A 19,540-nucleotide genomic window follows, 5' to 3' on the forward strand; every position below is an offset into this window, starting at 1 on the left:
GGATTGAGTGCCTAGTTGCGTCTAAGGCGTATTTGCCTTTCGTCTTGCTCCTCCCCGGGTGCGTTTGCTGCCCGAGGGTTCTTCATCCACCTGCCGGCTATGATCCGGTTCGGCGAATTGAGGTTGGGCCGGCAATTGCCCGGCATCGATGCCGAAGCGTTGGCCGTCAAAACTGATGGTGACCGCAGAGACTTTCCGACCTTCCGCGACGGCGTCGAGGAAAAAGGTCGAAAGCACCGGCAGCAGGTCGCGGGCGATCATGACCTCGATGGCGCGGGCGCCCATTTCGCTCGCCTTCGCGCGCGAGATCAGCCCATCCCGCGCCTCGGAAGACAGGGCGAGCCTCGTACCGTAGGCCGCGCCGACCCGCTCGCGGATGCGGCCGATCTGGATATCGACGATGCCGGAGAGCGTTTCGCGGCCAAGCGGCATGAAGGGCAGCACGGTGGTGCGGCCGAGAAAGGCCGGCTTGAAATGTTTCTGCAGTTCCGGAAGCAGAAGCGCCTCGAGCGCTTCGCCTTCCGGCATCGTATAGGGATCGGCGGCAAGAGCCGCGATGAGTTCCGAGCCCGTGTTCGCGGTCATGAAGATCGTCGTGTTCTTGAAATCGATGTCGCGCCCCTCGCCGTCGCGGAGCGTTCCCTTGTCGAACACCTGGTAGAAGATCTCCTGGACGCCCGGGTGGGCCTTGTCGATCTCGTCGAGCAGCAGCACGCCGTAGGGACGGCGGCGCACGGCCTCCGTGAGGACGCCGCCCTCACCGTAACCCACATAGCCGGGAGGCGAGCCGAGCAGCATGGAAATCTTATGCTCCTCCTTGAACTCGGACATGTTGATGGTAGTCAGATACTGGCTGCCCCCATAGAGCAGGTCGGCAAGCGACAATGCAGTCTCGGTCTTGCCGGTGCCGGACATGCCGACGAGCAGGAAGACGGCCGGCGGCCGGCGCGGATCGGACAGCCCGGCGCGGGCGGCGCGCATGGCCGACGCGATCCGCTCGATCGCGACGTCCTGGCCAAGCACGCGTTCCCTCAACCGCGTGTCGAGCGTCTTCACCGTCTCGACCTGGTCGGACAAAAGCTTGCCGACCGGAATGCCGGTCCAGCGAGCGACGATAGCCGCGACGATCTCCCTGTCGACGACACGCGGCAGGAGCGGTGTCTCGCCGGCGACCACTACAAGGCTTCGCTCGGTGGTCGCAAAGGCAGCCCGGGCGGTCTCGATAGTCATCGCCTGCGGCGGAAACGACGCGACGTTCGTGCCGTCGGCCGGGCTCCCTGCTGACGCCAGGGGCGCGACGGCGCTGTCGTGGGAGAAGAACTCTTCCAGTCGGTCCGCTTCGCGCGCAAGCCGCATTTCATCATCGAACTTGGCTCGGAGTGCCTCGATCTCGGTGCCGATCTCCTCCCGCCTTCGGACGATCTCGGCAAGTCGAGCGGCCGATTCCGGCGTTTCCGGCTCTCCGGCCAGCCACATCGCCTCGGTTTCAAGGAGTGCATGTTCGCTGGCGAGCAGCTTCAGCGCCTCGGGCGTTGTTTGTCGCGCCAGTGCGACGGCCGCCGCGGCGGTATCGATCAAGCTGATCGCCTTATCGGGAAGTTGTCTTGCCGGCAGGTAACGGGCCGACAGCCGGACGGCGGCGACGATCGCCTCGTCGCGAATTCGCACCTTATGGTGCGCCTTCAGGCTTTCGGCGACACCGCGCAGCATGCGGACGGCGGTTTCCTCGTCGGGCTCCGGCACGTGAACCACCTGGAATCGCCGGGTGAGCGCCGCATCCTTCTCAATGAAACGCTTATATTCGCTCCAGGTCGTAGCTGCGATCGTGCGCAATTCGCCACGCGCCAGAGCCGGCTTCAAAATATTCGCCGCATCGCCCTGCCCTGCCTGTCCGCCGGCACCGATCAAGCCATGTGCCTCGTCGATGAACAGGATGACCGGTTCGGGCGAAGCCTTCACCGCATCGACGACCCCATGCAAACGTCGCTCGAACTCGCCTTTCACGCCGGCTCCCGCCTGCAGCAGGCTCAGATCGAGCAGCAGCAGTTTCACCTGCCTCAGTCGCTCGGGCACGGTTCCGGCGGCGATCTCCAGCGCGAGTGCTTCGGCGACCGCCGTCTTGCCGACGCCCGCCTCGCCGACCAGGATCGGGTTGTTCTGCCGGCGCCGCATGAGAATATCGACGAGCTGACGCAATTCACGATCGCGACCGATGACCGGATCGACCTTCCCGGCCCGGGCATCCGCAGTCATGTCGCGGGTGTAGAGGCGCAGGAATTCGTTTTCCCGCATTGAAAAAGCCGGCTTCGAAAACGCCGGCTCCGTAGGGTTATCCGTTTGAACGGGTCTTGCTTTTTCAAGCATGCCATCAAGACGTGTCCGGTCGAGGCCACGCAGTGAAGGCGCAATGCCGCGAGCCACGGCGCGCAGGGCCTGATCGGTCGTTAGTGCAACAAGCAAATCAGCCAGAGTCACCGTGCTGCGGCCGAATTGTAGCGATGCGACAAGCCACGCCTCGCGGGCCAGCGAAAGCAGATTCTGGGAAAGGACCAGCGAGGCGCCGTCTTCCCGCCGGATATCTGCAACCGCCGCGTCGAGTTCTACGCGAAGCCCTTCCGAGGGGACCTTGAGATCCTCGAAAACGGCAGAAAATTCAGGGATGTCGAGCAGCGAACGCAGCCAGTGGACAACCTCGACGACCGGCTGCTGATGGCGCGCGGCGAGCGAGGCGGCTGTCTCAAGACCGACACGCAGATTTGGCTCAAGCGTTCTGATCAGACGGTTGAGATCGATGTGCGACATCCGGCAGTTCCTGTCTTTACGTCGAAATTCAGTGCGCTTCGAGATGCGAGGCAACAACTAGGGCGGTTATCTACCCTTGTCCAGAAAAAAATCCGCTCTATTTCGAAATTAGTCGCATTTGACAGTCGTCACAAATCTGTCACCTTGCCAACGAGGTTGACAAGCCAATATAAGGCCAACAAGATGATGCATCGCGGAATTATGCTCTAAAATTTGGAGATCATGTCAGCGTGAATTTTCGTCAGATCGCCGATCCATTCGAAAAAGATCAGCCGTGCGGAGAAAACATCCGCAACAATACTATACTGCGTGAAATATACTATAGAATTAAAGACGCAAGGAGTGCCGCGCGAACAGCCGAACGTGGTATAGTTCCGGGTGAAACTATTGGGCTTTCACCTGCGTGGCAGGATGTCAACAATCTTGGATTGCAGATTCTTTCTTCGAAGAGCAAGGACATAGAAGTATTGGCCTGGCTTGCGGAGGCTCAGCTGCGGCTTCGCGGGTTTGAAGGATTGAGGGACGTCTATGAAGGCGCAGCGTCGCTTTTAGACAACTATTTCGATTCTCTGCACTCGATCGGTGACGATGATTTCGAAGAGCGGTTTGCGCCGCTCGCTGGCCTGAACGGGGTTGGCGGCGAAGGGACGATCATCCAGGCGATCCGCCTGACTTCGTTGATTCCCGGCGGAAAGTTCGCCCAGTTTTCGCTTTGGGATTTTCAGCTTTCCCAGCGGGCAGGCGAAGGCGACAGGCGGGAGGCATTGCAGCAGGCGGCGACGGAAGCGGGTGTCGCACAGATGTCAGGCCACCTGAAGGTACTCACGGAATGCATTGCCGCTTTTGACCGTTTGGTCGCAATACTTGACGCCCGTTGCGGCGATCAAGCACCGCCAAGCTCGAATACACGCAGTGTTTTGCAGGAGGCGGCATCCGCCATCCGTGTTCTGGCAGGTATCGAGGCGGCTGTTCCGGCATCCGAACTGCCGCCTCCGCATAAGCCGGATCTGCACCCCGCCAACGCGAACGAGGCTGAGACCGAGGCTCTGCGTCCCCGGCCTGTGACTGCCGAAACCATCCGGTCACGGGAGGAGGCGTTCGAACTTCTGGCCACCGTGGCGCGGTATTTCCGCCGCACCGAACCCCATTCTCCCATCTCCATGTCGATCGAAACGCTGGTGCGCCGCGGCCGCATGGATTTTTCCGAGCTTCTGGCCGAACTCCTGCCCGAACAGCAGATGCGCAACGCGGTGCTGACGGCAGCCGGCATTCAGCCTTCAAGCGATAGGGGAGGCTGAAGACATCTGAACACGCATGCGGGCACCGGCCCGACAGCGATCTGCAACAGACCGAATTCGTAATCTGCCGATGGCATGAAGGAGAATCCCGATGGCAAGTGTGCATGAGAAACTGGAAAGAGTTCGCAAACCGCGGGTCCACATCAAATATGAAGTGGAAACCGAAGGCGCGATGGTGGTGAAGGAACTGCCCTTCGTCGTTGGTGTGCTCGGCGATTTCTCCGGCAATCCGACCCAGCCCCTCAAACCCTTCGGCGAACGCAAGTTCGTCCAGATCGACCGCGACAATTTCGACGACGTGATGCGCCGCATGACGCCGGGCCTCGAGATTTCCGTCGAGAACACATTGCAGAACGACGGAACAGAGCTGCCGGTTTCATTGAAATTCGAGAGCATGGACGATTTCGAGCCCGGCGCGATCGTCAATCAGGTACCGGCGCTGAAGGCTCTTCTCGACGCTCGCAACGAATTGCGCGACCTGATGAGCAAGGCCGACCGTTCCGAGGAGCTGGAACGCCTGCTCGAAGACATCCTGCAGAACAAGGCCGACCTCTCGCAGCTCGTCGCCCAGCTTGGGGGCGACAGGGCGGCCGAGAAGAAAGACACGATCAACTGAGTGCCATGCGAGTGCGGGTCGAGACATCCGCGCCGGAATTCTGGACCATCTGTTTGTTCGAGCCACGGATTTTCGAGGCTTTCGCCCTTCCCGCCGCGGCTTCAAGAGGAAAAGGACTGAGCCATGAGCGCAGATACCCAATTGCAGACGAAGGAAGACGTTGGCTTCGCCGCCGATCAGGACCTTTTGACGAAGGTCGTCGCCGCAACCCGCCAGACCGAACCCGATCGCGCGCAGGACCTGCTGCGCACCCTCACCGACCAGGCCTTGAAAGGCACGGTCACCTATGACCGCAACCTGACGATCACCCTGAACAACGCCATCGCCGAAATCGACAAGACGATTTCCAGACAGCTTGCCGCGATCATGCAGGCACCGGAATTCACCAAGCTCGAGGGCACTTGGCGCGGCCTCAACTATCTGGTCAAGAATACCGAGACGAGCGTCAATCTGAAGATCCGGGTCCTCAACGCCTCCAAGCGCGATATCTCGAAGGACCTGTCCAAGGCCGTCGAATTCGACCAGTCGCGGCTCTTCAAGTCGGTCTATGAAGACGAGTTCGGCACGCCCGGCGGCGAACCGATGGGCGCGTTGATCGGCGATTACGAGTTCGACAATTCCTTCGACGACGTGCAAACGCTGCAAGGCATCTCGATGATCGCCGCTGCCGCCTTCGCGCCGTTCATCTCGGCCGCCAGCCCGCGCATGTTCGGCTTTGAAGATTTTCGCGAGCTCGCAAAGCCGCGAGACCTCGAAAAGATCTTCGAAACGGTGGAATATGCCAAATGGCGCGGTCTGCGTGACAGCGACGATTCCCGCTTCGTCGCACTCGCCATGCCCAGGGTTCTCGCCCGCATGCCCTACGGCCCCAAGACCAGCCCAATCGATGAATTCAACTACGACGAGACGGGCGGTTCGAAGACCGGCGAACTGCCGCATGACAGCTATTGCTGGATGAACGCGGCCTATGTCATGGGCACGCGGTTGACCGAGGCTTTCGCCAAGAGCGGCTGGTGCACGGCGATCCGCGGGGCGGAGAACGGCGGTAAGGTCGAAGGCCTGCCGATGCACATCTTCTCCAGCGACGACGGCGATCTCGACCTCAAGTGCCCGACGGAAGTCGGCATCACCGACCGCCGCGATGCCGAACTCGGCAAGCTCGGCTTCCTGCCGCTGTGCCACTACAAGAACACCGATTATGCCGTGTTCTTCGGGGCGCAGACGGCGCACAAACCGAAACTCTACGACCGGCCGGAAGCGACCGCGAACGCAGCCGTGTCAGCCCGTCTGCCCTATATGATGGCGACTTCTCGTTTTGCTCATTATCTGAAGGTGATGGGCCGCGACAAGATCGGCTCCTTCATGGAAGCCGAGGATTGCGAGATCTGGCTCAATCGATGGATCTCCAACTACGTCAACGCCAATGATCAGGCCGGCGAGGAATCGCGTGCCAAATATCCGCTGCGCGACGCCAAAGTCACCGTGCAGGAAATCCCCGGCAAGCCGGGGGCCTACAATGCGGTGGCCTGGATGCGCCCCTGGCTGCAGATGGAGGAACTGACGACCTCTCTGCGGATGGTCGCAAGGATCCCCTCCAAATCCTGATGTGACCACGCGCGCGGCGCACCGGCGCCGCGCGTGACCTCTCGCTTTTGTTTCACGCAATTCCCGACGGAAAGCCGCAAGGTCCTTTTCCTGGAATTGCTCCGGATTCGAGACCAGGATGACGATGGGTTCGAGCACAGAATGGCGGCGCCGGGCGGACCATTTGATCGCGCTGATAGACGAGGCGCTGAACCGCCAGGTGAACGCGATCCTCCACCATCCCGACTTCCAGGCCATGGAAGCGCGGTGGCGGGGTATTGCCATGCTGCTGCGTCAGGCTGGCCGCAGCGGCGAAGTGAAGATCAAACTCCTCGGTTTGAGCTGGCGCGAACTCGCCAGGGACATGGAACGCGCCACCGATTTCGATCAAAGCCATCTCTTCGAACTGGTCTATAGTCGCGAGTTCGGCATGCCGGGCGGCGAACCTTACGGGCTGCTGATCGGCGACTACCACTTCTCGCCCGGAGAGCCGGCGGGAGGCGATGCGATCAGCACGCTCTCGCAGGTCGGCATGGTCGCGGCAGCCGCCTTCTGCCCGTTCGTCGCCGGTGCTTCGCCACAGGCGATCGGGCTTGAAGACTTTCGCGAGCTCAATCGCATCCACGATTTCTCCTGGCTGGACGGTGATCCGGCGCGCATCCGCTGGAACGCTCTTCGCGCCCGCGAGGATTCGCGTTTTCTCGGGCTTGTGGCGCCGCGCATCCTGATGCGCTCGCCCCTCGAACCCTTTGCGCGACGTCGCGACGACGGGTTTCCCTTCCGCGAGAGCATCGCCGCGGACGGCAGCTCGCTTCTCTGGGGTAACGGCGCCTTTGCGTTCGCCACCATCGTCATCCGCAATTTCATAGAGTCCGGGTGGTTTGCCGATATCCGCGGCGTCACACAAGATGCCGTGGATGGCGGGATGCTTGGCACAACCGAACTGCGCCCATACGACTTCGGCACCGAAAGCAACGGGCTTTCCGCCCAGGCGCCGGTGGAAATCCGTCTGACCAGCGCGCAGGAGCAGCAACTCTGCGATCTCGGGCTCATTCCGGTCGCAACCACCTATCTGTCGGCCTCGGCGATCTTCAATTCCAACCAGTCGCTGCACGCCCCTGCGCATTATTCCAGCGAGCAGGCGCGGCAGAACGCGCGGCTTGCCGCCATGCTGCAATACGTCCTCTGCGCCTCGCGCTTCGCCCACTATCTAAAGGTGATCATGCGCGACGAGATCGGTCAGCTTTCCGATGCGATCTCGATCGAGCGAAAGCTGGAGACCTGGCTCACCGGCTATACGCTCGGCAACGACGACGCCGACCTTTCACTGCGTACCCGCTTTCCGCTGCGTTCGGCCGGCATCGGTGTTCACGAGATCCCCGGCAAGCCGGGCGCCTTTTCCTGCACCGTGCGGCTGCAGCCGCATTTCCAGCTCGACGATGTATCCACGAGCTTCCACCTCGTCGCCGAGACGGCGACGACCGGCCAGATCGTCAGCCGCCCCGCCGCCCTGCCCGAAAGGATGTCCGCATGACGCTTTCCGAAAGCATCGCCGCGTTGCTCGGCGACAACGCCCTCGACGAAGCGCTCGCGCAGGCCAGGGCACATCTGAAATCCAACCCGTCGGACCAGGGAGCGCGGCACCTCTACATCGATCTGCTCGTGCTCGCCGGCGACTACGAGCGCGCCGACAGCCAATGCAGCCTCGCAGTGACTTTTGCGCCGGACGCGGCGATGGGTTTCGCGCTTCTGCGCAACGAACTGCGGGGCATGGCGGCGCGCGACGCCTGGTTCGAAAGCGGCGCGGCGCCAGACTTCCCCCAGGGACCAAGCCCGCTCGATAAGCTTGCTCTCCGGCTCGGCATCGCGCAGCGCGGCGGCGATTTGGACGGTACCAAAACCGCCCTCGCAGAGTTGGAAGATCTGCGCGGCGAGCGGCCGATGCTTTGGAACGGCAGACCGGTCACCGATTTCCGCGACCTCGATGACCGCACGCCGCATGCCCTGGAAGTGATCATGACCGGCGGCGCCTATCTCTGGGTCGACTTCGCCAAGATCGCCGCACTCGCCGTCGAGCCGATCGCGCGGCCGCGCGATCTCGCCTTCCGCCGCGCCGAACTCTCTCTGCTCGACGGCGCCGTCGCGCCGGTGCTCCTGCCGGCGATCTATCCCGGCACCGGAAAAGACGCCATGCTGAGGCTCGGCCGCCAGACCGATTGGGTGGACGAACCGACCGGCATCACCACCGGTCGCGGCCAGCGCTGCTTCCTCGCCGGCGACGGCCTGGTCTCCCTGCATGAGACGGAAAGCCTTGAAACTACGCCGGCAACGGTAGCCGACAGAAAGGTTGTGCATGGCTGACCCGCTCGAACGCTACCGGCCGCGCGATCGGGTGCTCGCCCGGTCGATCCTCGACAGGCTGATCGACGAGGCTCCGGACCGGACCTTCGATCCGCCGACCAGTCTCGTCGATCAGGTCCGGGAGGTGCGCGAATCGATCCGCCGCGATCTCGAAGCGCTGCTCAATACGCGCCGTTGCCCGACGGCGCCGCCGGCCGTGCTCGCAGAGTTGAAGGATGCGCTGGTGAGCTACGGCGTCGATGGCATCGTCTCGGCCAATCTGGTGACAGACGAGGCGAAACTGAGGCTGGCACAGGCGATCGAGCGGCGGATCGTGCTGTTCGAAACGCGGCTTTCCGACGTGCGGGTGACCATCCTCAAAAGCCGGACGATGACCGAGCGGGCATTGCGCATGCGCATCCAGGCGACCTTCCGCCTGCATGAGGGAATGCCGCCGATCAGCTTCGAATCGACCATCGATCCGTCCACCCAGCGGTTTCTCGTGGAGGTGCCGCATGGCTGAAGGTTTCCTCAACCGCTACAATGACGAACTTATGGCGCTGCGACGCCGGGCCTCCCGCTTTGCGGATGCCTTCCCGAAGATCGCCGGGCGCCTGCGCATGACCGGCGACGTGGCGGACGATCCGCATGTGGAGCGGCTCATCCAGAGTTTTGCCTATTCGGCGGCGCGCGTGCGCCAGAAGCTGGATGATGAATTTCCAGAACTCACGGATGGCCTGCTCGAAACCCTTTATCCGCATTATCTGGCGCCGCTGCCCTCCATGAGCATCGTGCGCTTCGAGCCGGCTGAGACGCTCGCCGCGGTCCAGACGGTCCCGCGTCATACGGAAATCCTTGCCGAGCCGGTCGGCGGCGAAGCCTGCCGTTTCCGCACCACGCAGGATGTGGAGATGGCGCCGCTCGAAATCGCCGCAGCGGCACTTTCCGGTCAGCCGATCAACGCGCCGCTCTCACCCTATTCCGGCGCTGCCGGATGCCTGCGGCTGTCGATCCGCCCGCTCGACCCCCGCAAGCCCTTCGGGGAACTCGGCGTTTCGCGGTTGCGCCTGCACATCCCGTCGCCGTGGCAGCAGGCCGCGGCGATCTACGAACTCATGGCCAACCACACGCTCGGCATAGCGCTCGCCAAACATGCCGACGATCGCGCGCCGGTGTTCCTGACGGCGCGCAACCTGCGGCCGGTCGGCTTCGAACCGGAACAGGCCATGCTGCCCTATCCTGCACCGAGTTTTGTCGGCTACCGGCTGCTGACGGAATTCTTCGCGCTGCCGCAAAAATTCCTGTTCCTCGATATCGAGGGCCTGGATGCATGGCGTGGAGAGACGCTTGATATCTTCGTCTATCTCAGGGAAACGGACGCGAAATTGGAACGGACGATTTCCGCGCGCGATTTCACGCTTCATGCGACGCCGGTCGTCAATCTCTTTCGCCAGACCTGCGAGCCGATCGCGGTGGACGGCACACGCACCGAATATCGTCTGCTGCCGGACGCACGGCGGCAGAAAACCCGCGAGATCTATTCGATCGACCGGGTCCTTCTGACCGGCGCACGCGGCCAGGAGGAGTTCTGCCAACCGTTTTTTGGCCGCTCGCAGCGGGCAGGAGCAAGCTCGACATATTGGCAGGCCTATCGACGTTTCGACGAGGAGGACCGGACGAGCGACATGGAAATCGCCTTTGTCGATCGCCAGCGCCGTTTTGCCGGGCGGATCGATGCGATCGCCAGCATCGACACGCTCTGCCTTAATCGCGATCTGCCCGAACAATTGCCTTTCGGGGGCGGCCACCCCGTCCTGCAGCTTGCTTCCGGTCACGAAGCCGTCGCAGGTGCCGAGGCGCTGATCCCGCCGACGCCATCCGTCCGGATGAACGACCAGGAGGGCCGGAACTGGCGGCTGGTGTCGCATCTGCTGCTCAACCACCTTTCGCTTTTCGACAACGAGGGTGCCGCGCTGAAGGATATCCTGTCGCTCTACGCCTTCCGCGACAGTGCGGAGACCAAGCAGCTCGTCGACGCGCTCATCCGGATCAAGGCCGGAAACTCCACCGCCCGGCTCGGCAGTGGCGGCATGGTGCCCGGGACCGAGATCACGCTGGAATTCGATCCCGCCGTCATCGACCGGCCGTCCGCCTACCTGTTCGGATCCGTGCTTGACCGGTTCTTCGGCCTCTACACTTCCGTCAACAGTTTCACCCGGCTGACCATCTTCATGAAGGGACAGTCGAAACCAATCGCCGCCTGGGCCGCACGCGCGGCTGAGCGACCGTTGCTCTAAAAGAAGGGATCGCGAACGGACCATGGACTCCCCGGCCTCCCGCAAGCCTGATGCCGCATCCGGCTCCACCTCCGGCGCCCTTGCCGATCTGCTCGAACGCGACCCCGGTCGCTTCGAGCCGGTGACGGCGTTGCGCATCGCGCAGGCTGCGGCTGGGGAAGGTCTGGAGGTGACATCCCATGTGGGCGTTTCGCCGGCACCGCTTGCGATCAGCGGTTTCCAGCGAAAGGGCAGCCGGGCATCGGTGCGCAGCGCGCTCGCCGGTCTGACCGGTCCGCTCGGTTCCATGCCGTCAGCCTATAACGAACTCGTCATGCGCGAGGAGCGCAACAGGTCGAAGGCGCTTGCGAGCTTTTTCGATATTTTCAGCGCCCGCATGGCCGAACTCTTCGCGGATGCCTGCGAGAAATACCGGATCGCCCGGCGGCTGCGCTGGGGAGGCGAGCGGAAGGACAATGCCTTCATCACGACGCTGCTTGGGCTGGCAGGCTTTGGCACCAAACGGCTGATGGAACGCAGCGGTGTCGAGGAAGACCTTGTCCTGCGATTTTCCGGATTTTTCGCCGCACGCAACCGCAATGCCGTGAACCTGCGCGCGATGTTGCAGGAGTTCACCGGTCTGCCGGTCGAGATCGAGCTCTTTCGCGGTCGCTGGCTGACGATACCGATCGAGGAGCGCAGCCGGATGAACCGGCCGCAAGGCGCTCACGGAGGCGTGCAGCTCGGCGTCAACGCGACGGCGGGCGCGGCGATCCGGGATTTCAGCGGCGGCTTCCGGGTGGTGATCGGCCCGCTCGGTTACACGGACTATCTTTCGCTCGCGCCGGGCGGCCGCAACATCACCGAACTCTTTGCCCTGACCCGGCTCTATGTCGGCTCGGCACTCGATTTCGACATCCAGGTCATCCTGAAGAAGGAAGCCATTCCTTTTTGCCAGCTTGGCCAACGCGAGGAAGGCTCCGGCGATCCTCCCCGGCTCGGCTGGAACAGCTGGGCGCGGGTGGCCCCGGCGGCCAAGGACAGCAGCGATGCGGTGATCGTCGAACGACCGTCGGCAAGGACACGGCGAGGAGGCGAGGATGCGACTTGAACTGAGATCGATCCCGAATGGAGGCGGCCCGCCTGCGAGCCGGCAGAAATGGTTTTTCGAACGCGGCCGCCGTACGCTCGGTCGGGCACCGGACTGCGACTGGCAATTGCCGGAAGACGTGCGTTCCGTCTCAAAACTTCATTGCACCATCGAGCGCGACCGGGCGGGATTCCTGCTGCGCGACCAGAGCGCCAACGGCTCCCGTGTCGATGGCATCGTTGTGCACGAGGGCGAAGTCGTCCGGCTTGCCGACCAGTCACGGCTAGAAGTTGGTGGGCTCGCCTTTTCCGTCCATATCTCCGGCGAAGAGGATCGCGAGATCGAGGACCCGGATGCAGGACTTGCGATGAGCGACGAGCCGCTCACCATTTCCGCCATCCTTTCCGATATTGCGCCCGGCGGCCGCACCGCGACGGGAATTCTCGGCGAGCGCATGGGTGACGACTGGCCGCCTCAATCTGTGGACAGGAAACAAGGTGTCGTCTCTTCCCGCAATGTCGAGATCGGCTGGGTCGGTCCGCCGGAGATACGATCGGCGACCAATGTCCTGCCCGTCGACTGGAATTCGGATACGGATTCCGACTACGGCAGCCATCTCGAACACGGATCAGCGACACACGTCTCCGTCCCTCTTGCCCGTGCCAAAGCGGTGGAAGCACCGCAGACCGTCAACGATAACGTTCCGCAGGCCGAGCCGGCGGATTTCCCGACGCTTGTGATCGGCCGCTCCGCCGAACTTGCCGATCGGCTCGAACCGTTGATCGGCCGCATGGAGGAGGCGGTCGAAACAGCTTTCGGGGTGTTCGAGATGGAAGGTCCATCCCCCCAGGCGGACCTCGACTTCTTCGGTCACGGGCGAAGGGAAGAGATGCTCCTTGCCCGCGTCGAGGTCCTTCTCGGCCGACAGGTGGAGCTCAAATCCGCGCTTGAAACCCTCGTGCATGAAACCAGCAGGCTGCTGGAGCCCCGCATTATCGAGGCGAAGGTCGACGCTGCTCGGCGTCCCCTGCCATGGCTGCGGCAGCACGGCTACTGGCAGGCCTATCGCATGCAATTCGAAAAAGACGGCAAGCCCCTTTCCGTCCGGGAGTTCCTCCGCGAGACGATGAAACGTCCCGCTCAGGGCGCCACTTACAAAGCGTTTGTCGCAGGACATGGAGGAGACGACGCGCATGAGGAATGAGAACCGGGTAGCCTGGAGCGAGGGCATGTTCCTCCGCGTCCAGCATTTCCAGCAGGCAGACCGGTGGACCGAGCGGCTGGTGCGCACCACGACCCGCGGTCTCTCGCCCTATCCTTGGGGCATTTCGGAAATCGGCATCGATCGCAGCGCGCTGGCGGTCGGTCAGTTCGCGCTGTCGAACCTGCGCGGCATCCTGAGGGACGGCACGCCCTTCGAGGCACCGATCGACGCAGACCTGCCGCCGCCGCTCGAACTCGATGAGAACATCAAGAACGCCATCATCTACCTGGCGCTTCCGGCCCGCCAGCCGGGTAAGGCCGACATAGCCCTGAACGGAGGGGCGGCACTGAACACCGTCCGTCTCGTCGCCTCGCCTTATGAAGCGCCGGACGCCAATGTCGAGACGGATTTCATGGCACCTATCGAAGTCGGGCGGCTCAGCCTGCGATACCTCAAGACCGGCGACGAGTTGGCCGGGTACGAATTGATCGGGCTTGCCCGTGTCGTCGAAGTGCGTTCCGACCGGGCGGTGATCCTCGATCCGGACTATATTGCGCCGATCCTCAACTGTGCGGCCGAGATGCGTCTCAACGAGCTCATCACGGAGCTTCTCGGCATCGTGCGCCACCGCGCCGAGGCGATCGCGGAACGGATCGGCGATCCGACCATTCGCGGCACGGCGGAGGTCGGCGATTATTTCCTGCTGCAGATCCTCAACCGCGCCGATCCAATGCTGAAGCACATCTCTGCGAATGCGGCGCGCATTCATCCGATCGCCTTTTACGAGACCTGCATCCAGCTTGCCGGCGAACTCGCCACCTTCACCACGGATCGGAAGCGGGCGAGCGATTTTCCGCCCTATCGACACGACGATCTGAAATCGACCTTTGCCGCCGTTTTCGACGATCTGCGCGCGTCCCTTTCCGCGGTTCTCGAACAGGCGGCAGTGGCGATCGAACTTGCCGAACGCCGGCATGGGGTAAGGGTCGGCACCATCAACGACCGGTCGCTGCTCAAGGATGCCGGGTTCGTTCTGGCCGTCAGGGCGGAAATGCCGGCGGAGGACGTGCGCCGCAAGCTGCCCGCCCAGATCAAGGTCGGCCCGGTGGAGCGGATCGCCGATCTCGTCAACGTGGCGCTGCCGGGCATCCCGGTCAAGCCGCTTCCGGTTCTGCCGCGCCAGCTCCCCTACCGCTCCGGCACGATCTACTTCGAACTCGACACCAAGAACCCGCTCTGGAAGCAACTCGACACATCCGGTGCCATCGCCATGCATCTTTCCGGCGAATTTCCGGGTCTCGAAATGGAACTGTGGGCCCTTAGAGAATGAAAAACGAATCCGCCTCCACCTGGCAAAGTCTGCCGACCATCGTCGAACTCACCGAGGACGGCGCCAAGAAGAAGCAGTCCGCCCGAAAGATGGCGGAGATGCTCGACGATATTCTGGAATTTCCCGAAAACAGCGCCGGAAACCGGACCGCGAAATCCCAATCCCAAGGGGCCTGGTCGGTCGAGGCCCTGCTCCGGAATTTCCACTTCGGAGGCGAGGAAGTGCCGACACTGGTGCGTTCCGCCGCGCCGTTGCTCAATCTCGCCCATATGCTGCGCTATAATGAGGACCAGCCGGATATCGACGAGCTGCGGCGCCTGTCGGTTGAGGCCGTCAACCGTTATGAACGCGATCTCGCAAGCGCCCGGATCAGCCCGGAACGCGCTCGCGCCGCTCATTATGTCGTCTGCGCCACGGTCGACGACGTCGTGCTCAGCAAGCCCTGGGGCGTGCGCGCCGGCTGGGCACGGTCCGGTCTCGTCTCGACGTTCCATATGGATGTCACGGGCGGCGACCGGGTGTTCGACCTCCTGGATCATTTCCACCAGAGTCCCGGAGCCAACAAGGATCTCCTGCTGCTCATCTATCTCTGCCTGTCGCTCGCCTTCGAAGGCCGCACCCGGGTTTCGCCGCGCGGCAACCTGGAGCTCGGCCGTATCCGCGACAGTCTCTACAAGACGCTGCTCGGCCAATACGGCGTCTTCGAGCGGGAGCTTTCACCCCATTGGAAGGGTGTTTCGGCGCGCCACAAGCCGCTCCGGACGGCTGCGGCGCTCTGGACGCTCCTCTCCATCCTGGCGCTGGTATTCGCCCTCGGCTATCTTTTCTTCACCCTTTCGTTGAACCGCGCTTCGGACGGGACTTTCGAGCGCCTCGCCAGCCTGCCGCCTCGCGATACGCCGAGCGTGCTGATCAGCACGCCCGTTCCCGAACCGCAGCCCGAGCCGCCACCGGTTGTCGAAGCCAAACCGATCGAACCGGAGCCTCCGCCGCCGCAACCGGCCGCGCCGAGCCGGCTTGACAATCTCCTGGCCTTTCTCCAGCCGGAAGTCGATGCGAACCTGGTCACACTGTCTGATTCCAACGGCAGGCTGCTGGTGCGCATCAAAAATTCCGGCCTCTTCGACATAGGCAGCGCCGAAGTCAGCAGCAAATTCCGTGATCTGGTCCAGCGGATCGGGGGAGCACTGGCAGCGGAAAAATTCCGCGCCATTGTGGTCGGCTATACCGACAACGTGCCGATCCGCACCGTTCAATTCCCCTCGAACTGGCACCTTTCCGAAGCCCGCGCCAAGGCAGTCGGGGAAATCCTGAGTTCCTTCACAGGGCCGGACGCGATCCTGACCGAAGGCCGCGCCGACAGCGATCCGATCGCCGACAACAGCACGCCTCAGGGCCGTGAAATGAACCGGCGCACCGAGATCCTGGTGCTGACCGACCCGAGCGAACGGCTGAGCGACGCTGGGCTGAAGGCCCCGTCAGTAGGGACTGAAAGGCAGGGTGCACCAGTGGCGGGAGGCTCCAGATGAACCCGTTGAGCTATTTCTATACGCTTCGCTCCTATGTGGAAGCCTATGCCGGTCTGCTCGGACGCCGCTTCATTTCGGTCATCTGGGTCGCCGCGATCTGCATCGTCATCTGGTTTTACGGTTATCTCGCCGCCTATGGCGATTTCAAGCCACTCGCCAGCAGCAACGCACGGCTGACACTGATCGGCGTCATCATTGGCTGCTGGCTCGCCTATCTCGTCTTCACCATGATCCGCGACCGCCGTCGCGACAAGCAGCTTGTCGAGGGCATAGAGCGGGACGCGGAGGCGGAGGCCGCCGCCAGCCAGCAGGCGGAAGTGGGCGAAATCCACAATCGCCTCAAGGAGGCGCTGCAGCTCCTGCGGCGCATCACCAGGAAGCGCTTCGGTTATATCTACGAACTGCCCTGGTACGTGATCTTCGGCGCCCCCGGCTCCGGCAAGACGACGGCACTCACCAATTCCGGCCTCAAGTTTCCGCTGGGTGACGCACTGGGCCGCAATTCCGTGCAGGGGATCGGCGGCACGCGGCACTGCAACTGGTGGTTTACCGACGACGCGATCCTGATCGATACGGCCGGTCGCTACACCACGCAAGATGACCTGAACGGAACCGCCAAGGCGGGCTGGGAAGGTTTTCTTGGACTTCTGCGCAAATATCGCCGCTCGCAGCCGATCAACGGCGCGCTCGTGACCCTCTCCATCGGCGACCTCCTCACCCGCGATGCGGAGGCGCAGCGCGAAGAAATACGAGCTATCCGCCAGCGGCTTTCCGAGCTCGACGAATTCCTGCAGGCCCGCATTCCGGTCTATCTGGTCCTGACCAAGGCGGACCTCCTCACCGGTTTCGTTGAATTTTTCGACGGCTTCAACAAGAGCGACCGCGAACAGGTATGGGGCACGACGTTCGGGCTGGAGGAAAGCTACGGCGCGACGAACCTGCCGGAGCGTTTCCAGGAGGAGTTCGCGCTGCTGCAGGAACGGGTCGCCAGCATGCTGATCGAACGCCTGCAGCAGGAACCCAATCCGGAACTTCGCGGCCGGATCTTCCGTTTTCCGGCGGAGCTAGCGGCTCTGAAGGAGCGCCTGCACGAGGTGATGACCGAACTGTGCTCCGGTTCCAAACTGGTGGAACCGCCCCTGCTGCGTGGCGTCTATTTCGCCTCCGGCACGCAGAGCGAAGAGACCGCCGCGGCACCTCGCATACGCCGGAGCTATTTCCTGTCGCGCCTCTTCAAGGACGTGATCTTCGACGAGGCTTCCCTCGTGGCTCGCGACAAGCGGCTCTCCGGCCGGCAGCTGCTTTTCCGCCGCGTGGTCTATGCGGTCTCTGTGGTACTGCTTGCCGTCGTGCTGACAAGCTGGGCGGCTACCTATTTCCAGAATACCGCCGCATTGGCGAGCGCGGAAAAGCGCATCGACGCCTATGAGCAGCTGGTTCGCGGCGTGCCCGTGCGCGACGTCTCGGATGCGGATTTCCTGCGCATCCTTCCGGCACTCGACAATCTCGCGGCCGTACCCGGCGACTTTTCGAAGACCCGCGTCTGGCCCGTGAGCTTCGGCCTCGACCAGGAGAACAAGGTCGTCGGCCGCCAGCGTGATGCCTACCAAAAGGCGCTGAATGCATTGCTCCTGCCGCGCATGCTGGTGCAACTCCAGAAGGAGATGACCGAGACGACCGATGTCAAGACGGCCTTCGATGCCCTGAAACTTTACGGCATGCTTGGCGGTCTCGGTCCGATGAATGCGGATTTCGTGTCGCTCGAATCGGAGGAGATATTCAATCAACTTTATCCCGGCGAAGGTCGGGCAGCGGCCAGGCGAGCCCTGATCGCCCATGCCGACGCCATGGCGCGCGGCCTGCTGCCTCCTGTAGAACTCGACGGCGCCCTGATCGCCAGGGCGCGCGACGTCATTCGTCCGCAAGCCGTCGCAAGCCGCGCTTACGATATTCTCACCGACTATCGCCAAGCCCGAGCGCTTCCAGCCTGGAGTCCGGCCAATGCGCTCGGACCGCTTGGCCAGCAAGCTTTCGAACAGTCCCTGCGGACGCCGCTGCGGGAAAGCATTCCCGGCCTCTTCTCCAGCATCGGTTATCGCACCGTGGTTCTGCCCCGGGTCAGTGATGCCGCGCGCGAGGCACTTGAGGAACAATGGGTACGTGGCGACGCGAATCCTTCCAGCGCGACCGTCGATACGATCGCACAAGCCGCACTTCAGCTCTATTTCGGCGATTTCGAACGGCGTTGGTCCAGCCTGCTTGCCGATATGCGTGTCAAACCTTCCCAGACGATCGCCGATGCGGCAGAAACCACGCGCATCCTGGCAAGCGAGCCGGCCCCGGTGGAAGCGATCGCAAGGTCGATCGCCGCCGCAACCGACCTGCGCTCGCCCGGCGCGGAGATCGCTTCGGCAGCCGGAGGCAGCATGCCCGCATCGACGACGGCGCTTGCCGGCGTCGCCAATGCGCCCGATCCCTTCGGTCGCCTGCGCGAAGCACTGGACGCGCCTGCCGGATCACCGTCCGCCGTTCAGTCGAAAGATCCGCCCAAATCCCAGATCGCCCAGCTCAGGCCGGCGCTTCAAAAGGTGCACGAGCAGCTTTCCCGGGCGACCACATCCACGGCCGAGGTCGCCAAGGTCTTCGACGTCAACAGCCAGCTCACCGACGCAAACCAGGACCTGCTGCAGCAGGCGCGCCGCCTGCCGGCCCCGATCGATACCTGGATGGCGGGCGTCGCTGCCGATGTGGGGTCGCTTGCGGTCAAATCCGCCCGTTCCCGGGTCAGTGAGGCCTGGGCCGCGGAAGGCGCAAGCTTCTGCGCCAACGTCGTCACCGGCCGTTACCCCTTTGACCGGGAATCGCCACGCGACGTGGCGATGAGCGATTTCGTCCGGCTCTTCGGCCCGGCGGGCCTGTTCAAGACCTTCTTCAAGGAAAAGCTGGAAGCCTTTGTCGACACGAGTTCGACACCCTGGGGCTGGAAAGGCACGTTTGGCGTGGAGAGCATTCCGAGCGAGGCGATCGCCCAGTTCGAGAATGCCGACAAGATCAATCGCGCTTTCTTCCCGTCCGGCAGCGAAAGGCCTTCGGTTGTCATCAACGTCAAGCCGGTGTCGCTCAACAGTGCCGCCAATGCCGTGATGCTCGAGATCGAAGGCGAGAGGGTCGTTTATTTCCACGGGCCGATCCAATCGAAATCGATCACCTGGCCCTCGACGGAAGCAAGCAATATCTCCCGCCTCGCCTTCCAGCCGGGCGGCTGGCAGCAGGCGCTGACGGAAAACGGCGACTGGTCGCCCTTCCGCCTATTCGACGATGCCAGCATCACCATGCAGGGAGACGATCTGTTCCGGGCCAAGTTCCAGCAGAACGGTCAGGTGGCGGAGTTCGACATACAGTTCGGCTCGGTGATGAACCCGTTCCGGCTGGAGGCGCTGAACGCGTTCTCCTGCCCCAGGCAATTTTGAG

At 62.9% G+C, this 19,540-nt stretch carries 13 protein-coding genes; 12 read left to right on the top strand and 1 reads right to left on the bottom strand.

Annotation, left to right across the window (positions count from 1 at the left end; genetic code table 11):
* Positions 1 to 21 precede the first annotated feature (21 nt).
* Positions 22 to 2,802 carry a type VI secretion system ATPase TssH gene (tssH, locus tag DMO26_RS01705; RefSeq protein ID WP_117190276.1) on the bottom strand — a complete coding sequence of 927 codons (2,781 nt, stop codon included), beginning with the start codon at positions 2,800 to 2,802 and terminating at the stop codon, positions 22 to 24.
* A gap of 287 nt (positions 2,803 to 3,089) precedes the next feature.
* Here tssH and tssA point away from each other — a divergent pair, with 287 nt between their 5' ends.
* The 12 genes from tssA (at position 3,090) to tssM (ending at position 19,539) form a co-directional block, all read left to right on the top strand.
* Positions 3,090 to 4,100 (top strand): type VI secretion system protein TssA, encoded by a 1,011-nt coding sequence (gene tssA / locus DMO26_RS01710; protein WP_404947005.1) that lies wholly within the window; start codon positions 3,090 to 3,092, stop codon positions 4,098 to 4,100.
* A 91-nt stretch (positions 4,101 to 4,191) separates the two neighbouring features.
* Positions 4,192 to 4,716: a type VI secretion system contractile sheath small subunit gene (tssB, locus tag DMO26_RS01715; RefSeq protein WP_117190278.1), complete on the top strand. Its 525-nt coding sequence runs from the start codon at positions 4,192 to 4,194 to the stop codon at positions 4,714 to 4,716.
* Positions 4,717 to 4,839: 123 nt separating this feature from the next.
* Entirely contained in the window at positions 4,840 to 6,321 is a 1,482-nt protein-coding gene (tssC, locus tag DMO26_RS01720; protein ID WP_117190279.1) for a type VI secretion system contractile sheath large subunit, read from the top strand.
* A 124-nt stretch (positions 6,322 to 6,445) separates the two neighbouring features.
* Entirely contained in the window at positions 6,446 to 7,834 is a 1,389-nt protein-coding gene (gene tssC, locus DMO26_RS01725) for a type VI secretion system contractile sheath large subunit (protein WP_117190522.1), read from the top strand.
* Positions 7,831 to 8,661 carry a type VI secretion system accessory protein TagJ gene (locus tag DMO26_RS01730; RefSeq protein ID WP_117190280.1) on the top strand — a complete coding sequence of 277 codons (831 nt, stop codon included), beginning with the start codon at positions 7,831 to 7,833 and terminating at the stop codon, positions 8,659 to 8,661. The genes tssC (DMO26_RS01725) and DMO26_RS01730 overlap by 4 nt, the downstream gene beginning before the upstream one ends.
* Positions 8,654 to 9,163: a type VI secretion system baseplate subunit TssE gene (gene tssE, locus DMO26_RS01735; protein ID WP_117190281.1), complete on the top strand. Its 510-nt coding sequence runs from the start codon at positions 8,654 to 8,656 to the stop codon at positions 9,161 to 9,163. The genes DMO26_RS01730 and tssE overlap by 8 nt, the downstream gene beginning before the upstream one ends.
* Positions 9,156 to 10,937, top strand: a complete 1,782-nt coding sequence (gene tssF, locus DMO26_RS01740; RefSeq protein ID WP_117190282.1) for a type VI secretion system baseplate subunit TssF — start codon at positions 9,156 to 9,158, stop codon at positions 10,935 to 10,937. The genes tssE and tssF overlap by 8 nt, the downstream gene beginning before the upstream one ends.
* Before the next feature lie 22 nt (positions 10,938 to 10,959).
* Complete coding sequence (tssG, locus tag DMO26_RS01745) at positions 10,960 to 12,027, top strand: type VI secretion system baseplate subunit TssG (RefSeq protein ID WP_117190283.1); 1,068 nt, start codon at positions 10,960 to 10,962, stop codon at positions 12,025 to 12,027.
* Positions 12,017 to 13,210, top strand: coding sequence for an FHA domain-containing protein (locus DMO26_RS01750; RefSeq protein WP_117190284.1), 1,194 nt, complete (start codon positions 12,017 to 12,019; stop codon positions 13,208 to 13,210). Before tssG ends, DMO26_RS01750 begins: the two co-directional genes overlap by 11 nt.
* On the top strand, positions 13,200 to 14,540 hold the full coding sequence (gene tssK / locus DMO26_RS01755) for a type VI secretion system baseplate subunit TssK (RefSeq protein WP_117190285.1): 1,341 nt from the start codon (positions 13,200 to 13,202) through the stop codon (positions 14,538 to 14,540). The genes DMO26_RS01750 and tssK overlap by 11 nt, the downstream gene beginning before the upstream one ends.
* A complete protein-coding gene (gene tssL / locus DMO26_RS01760; RefSeq protein ID WP_117190286.1) occupies positions 14,537 to 16,069 on the top strand; it encodes a type VI secretion system protein TssL, long form in 1,533 nt (510 codons plus the stop codon). Before tssK ends, tssL begins: the two co-directional genes overlap by 4 nt.
* Positions 16,066 to 19,539: a type VI secretion system membrane subunit TssM gene (gene tssM, locus DMO26_RS01765; protein WP_117190287.1), complete on the top strand. Its 3,474-nt coding sequence runs from the start codon at positions 16,066 to 16,068 to the stop codon at positions 19,537 to 19,539. The genes tssL and tssM overlap by 4 nt, the downstream gene beginning before the upstream one ends.
* The last annotated feature ends 1 nt before the right edge of the window (position 19,540 follow it).

Origin of the sequence: Rhizobium terrae, from assembly GCF_003425685.1 — a bacterium.
In the GTDB taxonomy this organism is placed as follows: Bacteria; Pseudomonadota; Alphaproteobacteria; order Rhizobiales; family Rhizobiaceae; genus Neorhizobium; species Neorhizobium terrae.